The 14,182-nt window shown below is 46.2% G+C and carries 18 protein-coding genes; 11 read left to right on the forward strand and 7 right to left on the reverse strand.

The window, feature by feature from the left end; translation table 11 throughout:
• The first annotated feature begins 7 nt into the window (after window positions 1-7).
• From SB24_RS11770 to SB24_RS11800, 7 genes are all read left to right on the forward strand, one after another.
• Window positions 8-1,138 (forward strand): response regulator aspartate phosphatase, encoded by a 1,131-nt coding sequence (locus SB24_RS11770; RefSeq protein WP_039253522.1) that lies wholly within the window; start codon window positions 8-10, stop codon window positions 1,136-1,138.
• Between the two features lie 121 nt (window positions 1,139-1,259).
• Window positions 1,260-1,739: a hypothetical protein gene (locus tag SB24_RS11775; protein ID WP_039253524.1), complete on the forward strand. Its 480-nt coding sequence runs from the start codon at window positions 1,260-1,262 to the stop codon at window positions 1,737-1,739.
• Between the two features lie 73 nt (window positions 1,740-1,812).
• Entirely contained in the window at window positions 1,813-2,001 is a 189-nt protein-coding gene (locus tag SB24_RS11780) for a CsbD family protein (protein ID WP_015418407.1), read from the forward strand.
• Window positions 2,002-2,354: 353 nt separating this feature from the next.
• Window positions 2,355-2,672: an urease subunit gamma gene (gene ureA / locus SB24_RS11785; RefSeq protein ID WP_007407581.1), complete on the forward strand. Its 318-nt coding sequence runs from the start codon at window positions 2,355-2,357 to the stop codon at window positions 2,670-2,672.
• A complete protein-coding gene (gene ureB / locus SB24_RS11790; RefSeq protein WP_012118652.1) occupies window positions 2,669-3,043 on the forward strand; it encodes an urease subunit beta in 375 nt (124 codons plus the stop codon). Before ureA ends, ureB begins: the two co-directional genes overlap by 4 nt.
• Complete coding sequence (gene ureC, locus SB24_RS11795; RefSeq protein WP_039253528.1) at window positions 3,040-4,749, forward strand: urease subunit alpha; 1,710 nt, start codon at window positions 3,040-3,042, stop codon at window positions 4,747-4,749. The genes ureB and ureC overlap by 4 nt, the downstream gene beginning before the upstream one ends.
• 141 nt (window positions 4,750-4,890) lie before the next feature.
• Window positions 4,891-5,295, forward strand: a complete 405-nt coding sequence (locus SB24_RS11800; protein ID WP_003151203.1) for an Rrf2 family transcriptional regulator — start codon at window positions 4,891-4,893, stop codon at window positions 5,293-5,295.
• Between the two features lie 330 nt (window positions 5,296-5,625).
• Here SB24_RS11800 and xynA read toward each other — a convergent pair whose 3' ends face one another.
• From xynA to cls, 3 genes are all read right to left on the reverse strand, one after another.
• Window positions 5,626-6,267: an endo-1,4-beta-xylanase XynA gene (gene xynA / locus SB24_RS11805; protein ID WP_007407578.1), complete on the reverse strand. Its 642-nt coding sequence runs from the start codon at window positions 6,265-6,267 to the stop codon at window positions 5,626-5,628.
• 472 nt (window positions 6,268-6,739) lie between these two features.
• On the reverse strand, window positions 6,740-7,126 hold the full coding sequence (locus SB24_RS11815; RefSeq protein WP_039253536.1) for a DUF5362 family protein: 387 nt from the start codon (window positions 7,124-7,126) through the stop codon (window positions 6,740-6,742).
• Window positions 7,127-7,261: 135 nt separating this feature from the next.
• Window positions 7,262-8,710, reverse strand: coding sequence for a cardiolipin synthase (gene cls / locus SB24_RS11820; RefSeq protein WP_003151210.1), 1,449 nt, complete (start codon window positions 8,708-8,710; stop codon window positions 7,262-7,264).
• Between the two features lie 220 nt (window positions 8,711-8,930).
• Here cls and SB24_RS11825 point away from each other — a divergent pair, with 220 nt between their 5' ends.
• Window positions 8,931-9,368 carry a DUF5392 family protein gene (locus tag SB24_RS11825; RefSeq protein ID WP_007407574.1) on the forward strand — a complete coding sequence of 146 codons (438 nt, stop codon included), beginning with the start codon at window positions 8,931-8,933 and terminating at the stop codon, window positions 9,366-9,368.
• Between the two features lie 31 nt (window positions 9,369-9,399).
• Here SB24_RS11825 and SB24_RS11830 read toward each other — a convergent pair whose 3' ends face one another.
• Both SB24_RS11830 and SB24_RS11835 read right to left on the reverse strand, forming a co-directional pair.
• Window positions 9,400-9,849, reverse strand: coding sequence for a DUF5362 family protein (locus SB24_RS11830; RefSeq protein ID WP_007407573.1), 450 nt, complete (start codon window positions 9,847-9,849; stop codon window positions 9,400-9,402).
• On the reverse strand, window positions 9,846-10,337 hold the full coding sequence (locus SB24_RS11835) for a GNAT family N-acetyltransferase (protein WP_089072492.1): 492 nt from the start codon (window positions 10,335-10,337) through the stop codon (window positions 9,846-9,848). Before SB24_RS11835 ends, SB24_RS11830 begins: the two co-directional genes overlap by 4 nt.
• 138 nt (window positions 10,338-10,475) lie before the next feature.
• On the opposite strand from SB24_RS11835, the gene SB24_RS11840 reads away from it, so the two are divergent.
• Window positions 10,476-11,345 carry a stage II sporulation protein SpoIIQ gene (locus SB24_RS11840; RefSeq protein WP_007407571.1) on the forward strand — a complete coding sequence of 290 codons (870 nt, stop codon included), beginning with the start codon at window positions 10,476-10,478 and terminating at the stop codon, window positions 11,343-11,345.
• 91 nt (window positions 11,346-11,436) lie between these two features.
• Window positions 11,437-11,859 (forward strand): VanZ family protein, encoded by a 423-nt coding sequence (locus SB24_RS11845; protein ID WP_007407570.1) that lies wholly within the window; start codon window positions 11,437-11,439, stop codon window positions 11,857-11,859.
• Window positions 11,860-11,875: 16 nt separating this feature from the next.
• Here SB24_RS11845 and SB24_RS11850 read toward each other — a convergent pair whose 3' ends face one another.
• Window positions 11,876-12,451: an undecaprenyl-diphosphatase gene (locus SB24_RS11850; protein ID WP_007407569.1), complete on the reverse strand. Its 576-nt coding sequence runs from the start codon at window positions 12,449-12,451 to the stop codon at window positions 11,876-11,878.
• 164 nt (window positions 12,452-12,615) lie between these two features.
• On the opposite strand from SB24_RS11850, the gene ftsW reads away from it, so the two are divergent.
• On the forward strand, window positions 12,616-13,770 hold the full coding sequence (gene ftsW, locus SB24_RS11855; protein ID WP_007407568.1) for a putative lipid II flippase FtsW: 1,155 nt from the start codon (window positions 12,616-12,618) through the stop codon (window positions 13,768-13,770).
• A gap of 53 nt (window positions 13,771-13,823) precedes the next feature.
• Here the strand turns inward: ftsW and SB24_RS11860 are convergent, their stop codons facing one another.
• Entirely contained in the window at window positions 13,824-14,174 is a 351-nt protein-coding gene (locus tag SB24_RS11860) for a P-II family nitrogen regulator (protein ID WP_015240748.1), read from the reverse strand.
• Between the last annotated feature and the right edge of the window lie 8 nt (window positions 14,175-14,182).

Here is a 14,182-nt window from a genome sequence, read left to right on the forward strand (position 1 = left end):
AAGGGGCATGACCGCATACGAGATTCCGTCATCTCAAGTTGGAGTCAAGATCAACAAATGGTACAAGCACATTTTAGCGTTTCAAGCGGCTGATGCCATAAAGCTGAAAGAGGAAATTGATGAGGATATACAACGTATGGAGGAAGACCAGCTGCTGCTGTTATATTATCAGCTGATCAGCTACCGCCATCATATTATGCTTGATTACGTCAAGCCGGAATGCACCGAACAATCACAGATTCAGTACAGCGAGCTGCAAAAGACGATCGAAAGCACGGACAGCATATCGGGACTGTCTGAGTATTATTTCCATTTGTTCAGAGGGATGTATGAATTCGATCACAATAACTATGTTGCGGCTATTTCTTTTTACCGGAAAGCGGAAAAACTCCTTTCATTTGTCGAGGATGATATAGAGAGGGCGGAATTCCATTTCAAGATGTCTGAAGTGTTTTATGTCATGAAGCAGACTCATTTTTCCATGAATCACGGGATTCAAGCGCTGGATACGTATATGAAACACGATTTCTACAGAGTGCGGAGAATTCAATGCCATTTCGTCATCTCAGGAAACTACATCGACTGCAAAAACTACGACAAAGCGCTTGAGCATTTAGACGAAGCCCTCCGCCTTTCTTTGCTTGAAGGACAGCCCCGCCTGATCGGGTCTTCGCTTTACAATCTGGGGAATTGTTATGCTGAAAAGCGGGATCTGGATGAAGCGGCCCGGTACTTTAGAAAAGCGGTTCCCGTTTTTGAAGAGCATCAGCTTGAACAGCTTCCGAAGGCGCTGTTCAGCTTAACGCACACCCTTTTCAGGCTGCATGATGACCAAGCGGCCCTTACCTATTATGAAAGAGGGGTCATGATCGCGAAAGAACGGGGCGATCGATTCAGTTTAGAGAAGTATAAGTTTTTACAAGCGCTTTATTTGGAGTCGCTCAATATGGAGTTAATCCATGAAGTGTTTGACTATATGAATGAAAAATCGCTGTATGTGTATATTGAAGATTTCGCCTTGGAGGCCGCCGTTTACACAAGCGCACATGAGCAATATAAAGAAGCGGCGTATTTTTATGAAAAAGCGATTCGCATGAGAGAAAACATTCAAAAAGAACAGTGTTTATACGATATATAATTTTCTTAACCATCTGATCAGCAGATGGTTATTTTTTTATGCACATCAGGACGTTTGATCATAGAAAAAATCGGAAAAATCGCAAAAGAGGGAAAAAAGTACGATGGGAAGGAGGGATTTGTTGTTCGGATTTAATGATATGATAAAGTTTTTCGTATCTTTTCTCATCATTCTGCCGATGGTGTCTGTCATCCATGTGTCGGGGCACAGCTTTATGGCCATGCTGTTCGGAGGCAAGGCGTCATTGGATATCGGAATGGGGAAACGTCTTTTAAAAGTAGGGCCGATTCAGGTTCGGCGTATCTACTTCATAGATTCTTTCTGCAAGTTCGGCGAATTGCGGATAGATAACCGTCTGACGAGCGCGCTCGTCTATTCCGGAGGCTGTCTGTTTAATCTCGCTTCTATCTTTTTAGTAAATCTGCTGATCATGAAAGATGTCCTCGAGCCAAACTTATTTTTTTACCAATTTGTCTATTTTTCAACTTATTATGTTTTCTTTGCTCTTCTGCCGGTGCAATACGGGGATAATAAGCTGTCAGACGGATTGGCTGTTTACAAAGTGCTCCGCTACGGGGAACGCTGTGAAATCAATAATTGAGAGTTGAAATGTTTGCTATCAGGCTGAGAGGGAAGAACACAAGTACACAACAACAAAAGGAGTTGAAGATATTATGAGTCAAGATAACGGTTTAAAAGACAAAGTAAAAGGCGGCATGAACAAAATGAAAGGGGAAGCAAAGGACAAAGCAGGCGACATGGCAGACAAGTCCGACTTAAAAGCGGAAGGTAAAAAAGACAAAGCGAAAGGCAGCCTGCAAAAGGGTGTCGGCAAAACGAAAGATAAACTCAGTGATGACTAATTTGATAGTGAAACACAGCAAAAGCCCAAAATATTTTGGGCTTTTTGTTATGAGAAATGACAAAAATTCCAGTTCATTTGGTTAATATTCACTAAATTTTTAAATATTCTATAAATTCCCCGGCGATTTCTTTATAATATTCACATAGAATGTAACCTTTCTTCACATTTGATTAAACGTTTGTTGAAGAAAAAAATGAGAAATCGGTAATTTCTGCAAAAGGAATCGGGCCGTTCACCGTCGAATAACTTTTATCACTTAACATTTCATGAGGTGAAGGGGGTGACGGCCGCCTGCATCGTTTCGGTATGACCATGCGGATTGTGTTTGACTATCACTAAGGGGGAATACAGATGAAACTGACACCGGTTGAACAAGAAAAATTGCTTATTTTTACGGCGGGAGAGCTCGCTAAGCAGCGGAAGGCGCGCGGCGTTCTGCTGAATTATCCCGAAGCCGCCGCATATTTGACCTGTTATCTGATGGAAGGCGCGAGAGACGGAAAAAGCGTTGCTGAGCTGATGGAATCCGGCCGCAATGTATTGACGGAAAAAGATGTTATGGAAGGCGTTCCGGAAATGCTGGACAGCATTCAGGTGGAAGCGACGTTCCCGGACGGGGTTAAGCTTGTCACCGTTCATCAGCCGATCAAAGCGGAGGTGAAGTCATGAAGCCGGGAGCGATTCAAGTCGCAAAGGGGATCATCACCATTAACGAAGGCCGGAAGACGCTGGAGGTGTCAGTCACCAATAACGGAACACGGTCAGTGCAGGTAGGATCGCATTTTCATTTTGCCGAAGCCAACGGCGCCCTTTCCTTCAATCGGGACAAAGCAATCGGCATGCGCCTTGATATCCCGTCAGGCACATCTGTCCGTTTTGAACCGGGAGAAGAGAAAACCGTCACGCTCGTGGAAATCGGAGGGCGAAAAACGGTCAGAGGTCTCAACGGCATGGCCGATACGTATATGGATGAGCGCGGAAAAGAGAAGACTCTGTCAAATCTTAAAAAAGCCGGATGGATGGAGGAGGCGATCCGATGAAAATGTCACGTGAGCAATACGCAGAACTGTTCGGACCGACAACGGGAGACAAAGTCAGACTCGGAGATACGGATTTATGGATTGAAGTCGAAAAAGATTTCACGAATTACGGGGAAGAAATGATTTTCGGCGGAGGGAAAACAATCCGGGACGGCATGGGGCAGAACGGGCGTATCACCGGGAAAGACGGAGCGCTTGATCTGGTCATTACAAACGCGGTTATCCTGGATTATACCGGAATCGTCAAGGCGGATATCGGGGTGAAGGACGGCCGGATTGTCGGCGTCGGAAAAAGCGGCAACCCTGATATTATGGATGGGGTGGACCCGCAGATGATTATCGGTGCCGGAACAGAAGTTATTTCCGGCGAAGGGAAAATCGTAACGGCCGGCGGGGTGGATACGCATATCCACTTTATCTGCCCGCAGCAGATGGAAGTCGCGCTTTCTTCAGGCGTGACCACGCTTCTCGGCGGCGGAACGGGTCCTGCGACGGGAAGTAAAGCGACGACTTGTACATCCGGTGCATGGTACATGTCGAGAATGCTGGAAGCGGCCGAGGAGTTTCCGATCAACGTCGGTTTCTTAGGAAAAGGGAATGCATCCGATAAAGCGCCGCTGATCGAGCAGGTGGAAGCAGGCGCGATCGGCCTGAAGCTGCATGAAGATTGGGGATCAACGCCAAGCGCCATTAAAGCTTGCATGGAAGCAGCGGATGAGGCGGACATTCAGGTGGCGATTCACACAGACACGATAAATGAAGCGGGCTTTTTAGAAAATACGCTTGATGCGATCGGCGACCGGGTTATCCATACATATCACATAGAGGGAGCCGGCGGAGGCCACGCACCGGATATTATGAAACTCGCATCTTACGCCAATATCCTGCCGTCCTCTACAACGCCGACGATTCCGTATACCGTCAACACGATGGACGAGCATCTTGATATGATGATGGTCTGCCATCATTTAGATTCAAAAGTGCCTGAAGACGTGGCGTTCAGTCATTCACGCATCAGAGCGGCCACCATTGCGGCGGAGGATATTCTGCACGATATCGGCGCGATCAGCATGACGTCATCTGACTCGCAGGCGATGGGCAGGGTGGGAGAAGTGATTATCAGGACATGGCAGGTGGCCGATAAAATGAAAAAACAGCGCGGCGCTCTATCAGGAGAAAACGGCAATGACAATGTGCGCGCCAAACGCTATATCGCCAAATACACGATCAACCCGGCCGTCACTCACGGCCTGAGCCATGAAGTCGGTTCCGTTGAAAAAGGAAAGCTCGCCGACCTCGTACTATGGGACCCGGTTTTCTTCGGCGTCAAACCTGAACTTGTGCTCAAAGGCGGCATGATCGCCCGCGCCCAGATGGGAGATCCGAATGCTTCCATTCCGACGCCTGAGCCCGTGTTTATGCGGCAGATGTACGCATCATACGGTAAAGCAAACCGAAATACTTCTATTACATTTATGTCCCAGGCCGGTATCGCAAACGGTGTGCCGGAAAAGCTCGGCCTTGAAAAAATGATTTCTCCCGTACGGAATATCCGTAAGCTGAGTAAGCTCGACATGGAGCTGAATGACGCGATGCCGAATATACAAGTCGATCCGAAAACTTATCAGGTGTTCGCCGACGGAGAAGAGCTGGCATGCCAGCCCGTCAGCTATGTTCCGCTCGGACAGCGTTATTTCTTATTTTAATCCCTCTCCGGCCGGTTTCCCGCCGGCCTGTTTACACCTCTATTGCCAACTTGATTTCATCCTGCCGCCCGTTTTAGTGTATATTAGTAGTTGACAAACAAATGAAATGTAACTATTGCAGTTACAACGGTGGTGAAAAACATGATTAACAGCCGTCTTGCTGTGGCCATTCACATTCTATCGCTGATCTCAACGGATGAACGGGCGTCATCGGATATGATTGCGGGCAGCGTAAACACCAATCCCGTCGTCGTGCGGAGAACGATCAGCCAGCTGAAAAAAGCGGGTATTCTGACATCCCGGGCGGGTGTTCCGGGAGCCAGCCTGAAAAAAGATCCGTCGGAGATCACCCTCTTAGAGGTTTACAGGGCGGTGCAGAATAAGGAAGAGCTTTTTGCGGTTCACGACAATCCGAACCCCGACTGTCCGGTCGGAAAAAATATTCAGCGCGCGCTCGATGAGACGTTCGGAAGCGTACAGCGGGCAATGGAGAATGAACTTGCGAGCAAGTCCCTTTATGATGTAATGAATCATCTCTTTTGTTAAAAAGAGATGGGTTCATGCTGCTATAGGTGTAATAAAAATGGTTACAAGTTATAATGAGGAAATCACGGTTTTGGCTCCATATTCAGACACGCCTGGATGCGGATTGCGATCTGTTTAATGAAGAAATCCTCCGAAACTAAAGGAGGCGGTTGCCGGGATATTTTTATTTTGCTTAAGACTTATGTGAAGGTGTCAGCTGTGAGCAAGTTAAACAAAAAATGATATCCTGCCTCCGGCAATGCCAAAACCGTTCGCCTCTTAACAATGATTATAAAATTTCTCTAGGAACGATCAGCAGCCCGTTAGCTGCCCCTAATTAAAGATGAGCTGTTACCACACTGTTACATTAGAACTTCCGCTGCTTTTATATCCTTCTGTCGCTAAGACTTGATAAGCCCAATTACTGCCCAGATTCATTCCATGGCTCTTCCATGCGTTAACATGATTGCTGAAAGTGATTGCAGCGTTGCTTCCGGTCGGTCTCTTCGACTGGCGAACACTCCAGTACTGCGTAAAAGTAGTGTTATCGCCATCAATGGAAGGTGCGTTATAACGTGTCGTTGTATATATGTCATATGTACCTCCATCACTCTTTACAGTACCTTTATACGTTCCGGTAGGTCTGTAAGTACCCCATGAATCCACTACATAATATTCGATGAGAGGTGCTCTCGTCCAGCCATATAAAGTCAAATATCCATTGCCATTCGGCGCCCAGACTCCGGCATTATAGTTTATTGTTCTAAATGGCGAGCCTGTAGTCCAGCCTTTACCAACAACGAAATTTCCGGTATTAGACCAATTAACACTGTAATTCCCGCCAGATCCATTGACAGCGTTGACTGTTCCGCCCCCATCAGTCCAATTTTGCCAGTAATCTGTGCCAGCTGCAGAGGCGGTTGCCGAAAACATGCTGATACTCATGAAAGCAGCCGTTAATCCAACTAAGAATTTCTTTTTAAACTTAAACATATGTTACCTCCTATACTATTTTTTCTGACTTTGACATGAGGAGCACTCGTAAATATTTAACGAACGCCAACGCTTTTGATCGTTCCTTTCAATATAATAGCATGAATACATGAGTGAATATTAAGAACAATTGTAATTTAATTACAAAGACCCAAAAAACTGTATGATAAGTGGTCTTGTTCCATCAGGGCTTTTATCCTTATTTTGCAGAATCACAATTCTTGCTTCTAAACCTGATCAGGAACAGTCGAACAATTGAGTGATTTCAGTTGAAACTCTGAGGAAAAGCTTTTATTTGAATAAACTTTTTTGAGCTGAAGCCGGAATGTCTGAAAGATTATTTGCAGACAGCTGCATCAGCTGCGCCATTATGCCATCGTCGTATTGGAAAATCCAGAGCAGAAAAACTTTCCCGTAGTCGAAGAAGCGGAATAAGAAAAAATCCCGGGCGGATGCGCCGGGATTTTCCTTTTTAATATGTATTGGCATCAATATTATTAAACACGCCGTCCACGATGCCGAGCGTCATGAGGACAATGAAGAGAACGATACCGAGAACGGACAAGCCGACCGTCACAATCAGGTAGATCCCCTGCATTTTCACGAACTTTGCATAATTTTCCAGCATATGTTCCTCTGTCAGTTCATTGAACTGCTCCGCCATCTGTCCCGCTTCATTTGCCGAGCGCATCAGAAAAATGCCGGCAATGATCTGCAGAACGCCGGGAATGGCTCCGATTAAAAAGAAAAACGCGCCCGACAGCGCCGCAAACGCACCCACGGTAATAAATAAAATACCTGTCGCTTTTCCCCATTTCGAAATAGAAATAAGCGAACGATTCACTGATTCAGGTTTCAAACTATGGCACTCCTTTACAAAAAAATACTCACTTTTCATTTATACACTATTCGGTCATTCTTTTGAATATAAAATGTGTTTTTTCATGCCGTGTCCGTTTTTGTATCAGAAAATTCCCGAGAAACACCCCGGGAATTACAAAATCGGCGAAAGAAGTCTTGAAATCGATTCTTTAATGCGGATCCGCAGCGAACGCTCCTGATATTCTTCATACGTATATTTTCTGGAGACGAGCAGATCTTCTTTAAATGAGGAAATGAGTTTTTTCGCAATGGTGACGTCATAAATAAAGGCGTTGACTTCAAAATTAAGTCTGAAGCTTCTGACGTCGATATTCGCCGTACCGACTGAAGCCGTCTCATCATCGACGACAATCGTTTTTGCATGAATAAAGCCGTTATCGTAAATGTAGACTGAGGCTCCGGCTTTCAAAAGATCGCCGATGTAAGATAAAGTCGCCCAGTAAACGAAAGCGTGATCCGGCTTGTTCGGAATCATGATTTTGACGTCGATGCCTGACAGACAGGCGATCCTGAGGGCATCTAAAAGACTTGAGTCAGGAATAAAGTAAGGCGTCTGAATCAGGATTGACCGTTTGGCCGTTGAGATCATCTTGATATAGCCGTTTTTAATTTGTTCCCATTCTGAGTCCGGTCCGCTCGTGACAATCTGCATCCCGACGTTGCCCTTCGGCTCGCATTCCGGAAAATGATTCGGAACGTATGTGAGCGTATGATGATGGGAGGCTTGGTTCCAATCGAGGATAAACCGTGTCTGAATGGCGTGTACCGCCGTGCCTTGAAGCCTGAGGTGCGTATCGCGCCAGTAGCCGAATTTCGGATTCAGGCCGAGATATTCATCTCCGACGTTAAAGCCGCCGACATAGCCGGTTTCGCCGTCAATGATGACGAGCTTGCGGTGATTCCGATAATTGAGCCGCAAATTAATCGGACGAAGCCTGGAAGGAAAAAAGACTTCCACATGGCCGCCGGCGTCCCGCAGCGGTTTGAAGAATTTTTTTCTGAGTGATCTTGAACCGAGTTCATCATATAACACTCTGACTTTTACGCCTTCACGTGCTTTTTTCACTAAGGCATCGCGCAATTTTTTTCCCAGTTCATCACCTTTATAAATATAGTATTGAAGGTGAATGTGATCTTTTGCGTTGGAAATGTCCTTCATTAAGCGTTTGAACTTATCGCGCCCGTCCGTCAAAATCTCCACCGAATTATCCTCTGTAAAGACTGCGTGGTTGTTCATGACAAGCATATAGATGAGGTCTTTATTATCCACAGTCGCCCTGTTGTTAAATTGGAATTGCCTCGACTTCAGATCTTTCAGCTGAAACTTCAGCAGCTTTTCTATCCCGATTTTTTTACGGTCTTCCCACTGAAACAGATGCTTGCGTCTCAGGTTATGGCCGAATAACAGGTATAAAATAAACCCTAAAATGGGAATAAAAAAAAGAACCAAGAGCCAAGCCCATGAAGCGCTGGCATCGCGTCTTTCTTTGAAAATCATGATGACGGCCAAAAGTATATTTAAAACGAAAAAAAATCCGAATAAAATAAATGAAATGCTCACTTTGCAACCCCGCTATATCATATTTATCAAGACTGTGCCCATTAGTATTCCGACAAGTGCAGCAATCTGATTCCCATTTCAAATTATAACATTGACATTTTGAAAGAATAAAGAGCCGGAATCAAAGATGAATGCAGTTTTCTTTCAAAGAAAGTTCCGGGTGCGGTAAAATATGCATATATGAAAAAGAAGACAAAAATGACAGCAAAGGGGAGAGGGCATGAAGCTGGAGCATGCGGAACAATTGCCGGGATTCATAAAAAAAGAAATTCAGAAAATACAAATCGCCATCGCGCCGCTGATGAAAAAAAGCATCATTTACCGTTTTCTTGCTTTCCCGCTCGCCGCTTTTAGTCTGTTTCATCTGGCATCGCTTTTGATTCAGGCCCCTTCCGGGAGAGGAGCTCTCGTATCGGCCGGCATTTTTGCCCTCCTTGCGGCTCTGGGTCTTGCGTTTTTTAAGGAAGCCGGCCATCAGCGGAAACAGGTGCAAAAAACGATCCGCCTTTATATGCTGAACAGAATCAGAAAAAGCGACATTCTGTCCGAGGAACGGAAAAGCGCCTATACCCGGCTGATTGCCGAGGAGCCGTCTGCGATGAAGAGCTTTATTGAATTTTTAACGGAAGAAGACCGGAAAAAAGAAATGCTTTATTAAAAAAGAGCTGACGCGCGATCAGCTCTTTTTGTCATTCAAACACCGGGTCGTTCTCATAGTAATATGAATCAGGCGTGTCATACGTATCAGTGCTGTGATAAGCGATAATTCCGATGACAGCGAAGATGACGACTAAAATAAAAGCAAGAATGCCCAATACCACACTGGATGCCGCGTAAAAAAACTGCATTTTGATAAATGACGCGTAATGTGCAAGCATATTTTCTTCCGCGTTTTCTTCTAGTCCTTCCTGAAGGGCGGCAGCCGCTTTTGCCGAGCGCATCAGCATGACGCCGGAAATGATGAGCAGAACCCCCGGAATGGCTCCAAGCAGCGTCACAATGGCTGACAGAGCGGAAAGAGAGCCCGTGATGATCAGAAACACGGCGGTGATCTTTCCCCATTTGGCGATGTCGGCAAGGGAACGGGCTTTTTTATTGAGCGGCTGGTTTTCGTCTTTGTCTTTATCGATGGTGATCATGACAGTTCTCTCCCTAAAATGTTCAAGTCATATCGTTTTCCGTCCATTTCGGCGATACCCGGGAATACGCCCCATTCGGTAAAACCGAATTTTTCAAACAGCTTAATGCTCGGCACATTATGTCCGAAGATAAAAGCCATCAGGCTGCGGATGCCGATTGCCGGAGCGAGTGCCAGGGCTTCTTTCAGCAAAAAGCTTCCTGCTCCTTTGCCGCGGCAATCCTGATGCAGATAGATGCTGATCTCCGCCGTTTTGTCATAGGCCGGACGGCCGTAAAACGTTTCAAAGCTGATCCAGGCCGCCACTTTGCCGGTCTCATCTTCCGCGACCATCAGCGGGCGCCGGTCCGTGTGCCGCAGAAACCAATCCATCCGGTCTTCGGGCGTCACTTCTTCCGTATCAGCCGTTACCATTCGTGAGGCAATCGTCGAGTTGTATATGGCCACCACCGCATCTAAATCCTCCAATACGGCTTTGCGCAGGGTCAAATTCATATTCCGGGATCTCCCTTCACATTTTATTACATAATCAAGTGCAATCTGCACATACTATTTCCAAAAAAGTTTTTTATGGATGTGTATATATTTTCAGAAAAGTGTTCAGAATGTTGCTGAGGTGATGAACAAATGAGAGAGGAAGAAAAGAAAACTTCTCAAGTCAAAAAACTTCAGCGGTTTTTTCGCAAACGCTGGATATTCCCTGCAATCTACTTAGTCAGTGCGGCCGTCATTTTAACAGCTGTCCTTTGGTATCAATCCGTTTCGAATGATGTGAAGGACAATCTGACGAACAACGGCGGAAACTCCGCGTATGACAGCGGCAAAGACGATGCCGTCGAAGTAGGCAAGTCAATGGAAAACGTCGCAATGCCGGCTGCTCATTCTGAAAATGTTTCTGTTGTGAAAAAGTTTTATGAAACTGATGCCGCAAAAAAAGAGAAAGAAGCAGCACTTGTTAACTATAATAACACGTACAGCCTCAGTAAAGGAATTGACTTAGCTGAGAAAGACGGAAAATCATTTGATGTTTCTGCTTCTCTGAGCGGTACGGTTGTTAAAGCTGCTAAAGACCCGGTACTGGGATATGTGGTTGAAATTGAACACTCAGACGGCCTGTCTACTGTCTATCAGTCTTTATCTGAAGTCAGCGTGGATCAGGGCGACAAAGTAAAGCAGAACCAGGTCATCGGTAAATCCGGAAAAAACCTTTACAGTGAAGAAAGCGGAAATCACGTGCACTTTGAAATCCGCAAGGACGGCGTAGCGATGAACCCGCTCAATTTTATGGACAAGCCGGTAACATCTATTGAAAAAGCGGCGGCTGAAGAGAAAAACGCTGTGACAGAAGAAACGGAAGGGTCAATTCAGCAGTCTTCCGAGAAAAAAGATGTGACGCCTAAAAAAGAAACCGAAGAAAAACCAGGTGACAAAGAGGACGGCACAAAAGACAAGACAGATGGTAAAGATGACGGCTCAATGAAAGATTCGGGCAAGTAATCTTGATCCCAAAGCGCCTATCAGCTCAGATAGGCGCTTTTCATATTGCCGCATGTGCCTTTATACTAGTAGAAAACGAAGGAGATGCTGAATGAATAAATGTCTGGCGGCCGGGTGGCTCGTCTTTGTTTTCGTTTCGGCTTTGACGGAAAGCTTTCACGATATGATTGTGTCACAGACGGTGTCCTTCCGTTTCACGCCGCATCCGGATGTGTCCGGTTTCTTTGTGTTCGATATGGCGGAGCTCGCCATACCGGAAGCGGCGATTCAAAAGCTCGGGCACGCGTTTTCATTTTTTGTGCTCGCCTATTTGTTTTTCAGGGAGCGCAGGCGCATGAAGAGGGCGGTGCTGTATGCATTGGCCGCCGCTTTCCTGACAGAAATCGTCCAGCTCTTTTTCGGCAGAAACGGATGTCTCCGCGATGTGCTGATTGACAGTCTCGGCATTGCCGCATTCTGTGCTTTACAAAGGAAAAAGCATACAGCCAAACATACAAAAACCGGCAGTCTGTGACAGACGCCGGCTTTTTTTATATATTATGGTTTGTCGATTTGCTTTTATGAACGATACTTTCATAGATTCGCACGATCAGATCGACAATCGGACGAAGCACATTTGAAAATCTGAACAGCAGGAATCCGACAATGAGGGAAACGATAATGCTTCCGAGCACATCGATCGGATAATGGTGGCCGACCCAAATTCTTGAGAAGCCGGTCAAAAGGCCGAAAATCACAAGCGGCCAGCCGAGTTTTTTGTTGCGGAACAGAATCGCAATTGAAATCGCCAAAGCGCCTGTCGTATGGTCACTCGGAAATGAAGCATCCGCGGCATGAGGGATCAGCGTATGAACCGTATGTTCGACAAAGGGGCGCGGCTCGACATAGACTTTCGTGATGAGGTAGTTGACGATAAGCGCTGCAACACCCGTGAAGCCCGCGTACAGGGCGTTTTGTCTGCCTTTTGTGCTTCCGAACAGCCACATGGCAAGCAGGAAAAGGGCGTAGGCGTAAATGGCGTATTCCGTAATAAATACCATGATAGAGTCGAGAATGGCACTATGGTGCGACAAACCATTGATCGCTTTAAATAGTTCGTAATTCACAAATATCACCTTTTATCTTTATTTTATATGAACAGTGTAATGCTTTTTTCTATGAGACACAATTGGTATTAAAAATAATCATAAAAAAGTAAACAGAATGAAACGTGACTGTATTAATGTGCGTCAAGTATGCGGGAAAAGAATAGCCGAAGGAGTTTTGTCCGTTGCTGAAACGTTTGAAAAACGCCGATCTGCCGCTTGTGTTTGTCATTATGCTGCTTTGCGGATTCGGCTTGTTAATGGTGTACAGCGCCAGTGATGTGATGGGGTCTCAGCGGTACGGAGATCCATCCTATTTCTTCCATAAGCAGAGTGCCTCTTTACTGATCGGATTATGCTTATTTCTATTTGCCGCCTGTCTTCCGTATAAGCGGTATGCGCGGCTTGTACCGCTGTTTGTGGTCGGTTCGCTGGTATTGCTGCTGCTCGTCTTGATACCGGGAATCGGGCTGGAGCGGAATTTTTCCCGCAGGTGGCTGGGAGCGGGCCCGCTTGTCGTACAGCCGTCTGAATTGGCGAAGATCGCCATGATTTTGTATTTCGCTTCGATTTATACGAAAAAGCAGCCGTACATTCATCAATTTGTGAAAGGGGTTCTGCCGCCATTAGTGATTTTGGGGACCGCTTTTCTGCTGACATTGGCGGAGCCTGATTTAGGGACGGCTTCCTTAATCCTGGCGGCGTGCGGGTCGATTTTATTATGTGCCGGCTTGAAAAAGCGCCATCTGTTCGTGCTCGGCGCGACGGCGGTGTCGGGGGTTGTTTATCTCGCATTTTCCGCTTCCTATCGTGTGAAGCGCCTCGTTTCCTTTACCAATCCGTTTGGTGACGCGAATGGGGACGGCTATCAGCTGATTCAATCCTATTTTGCTATTTCCGGAGGCGGGTTTTTCGGAAGAGGGCTTGGAAACAGTGTTGAAAAAATGAACTATCTGCCTGAGGCGCATACCGATTTCATTATGGCCGTGATCAGCGAAGAGCTGGGGATATTCGGTGTTCTGATCGTTTTGGGATTATATTTTGCGTTAATGCTTCTCGGCGTAAAAACGGCCGTGCGGGCTGATGACCCGTTCGGGAAGCTTCTTGCCATCGGAATTACGTTTCAATTAATGTTTCAGGTTGTATTGAATTTGGGAGCGATGAGCGGACTTCTCCCGGTTACGGGTGTGCCGCTTCCGTTTATCAGCTACGGCGGTTCTTCATTGATTATGACGCTGTTTTTGTGCGGCATACTGGTCAATATCAGCACATATGCGAAAAAACAACCCGTACGGCATAAGCGGCCTGTCCCGCATGAAAAAAAGGTTTCTTCTTTTTAATGAAGCCCGAAAAAAACGCCCGGGACATTTCTGTCTCCGGGCGTTCTGCCTGTTTATAAAGCTCCTGATCCTTCTTCTCCGGTGCGGATATTAATCGTGTTTCCGATTTCATAGACGAATATTTTGCCGTCTCCGGGCTCTCCCGTTTTCAGCACTTTCTTCGCCGTTTCCACGACTTGATCAACGGGGACCTTGCTGACAACGATTTCCACTTTCAGCCGTTCATACACATTGCTCTCAATTTTGACTCCGCGGTACAGTTCGGTGTGGGCTTTTTGAAGGCCGCAGCCGTGTACGTTGGAGAAGGTCAGCGATGTGACTCCGATTTTACCGAGTTCCTGTTTCAATGTTTCAAACTTAGCCGGACGCGTAACGATTTCTACCTTGAACATTTGACCGCTCATCTAAGCCA

The sequence above is a fragment of the Bacillus sp. Pc3 genome (genome assembly GCF_000815145.1).
Classification (GTDB): domain Bacteria; phylum Bacillota; class Bacilli; order Bacillales; family Bacillaceae; genus Bacillus; species Bacillus velezensis.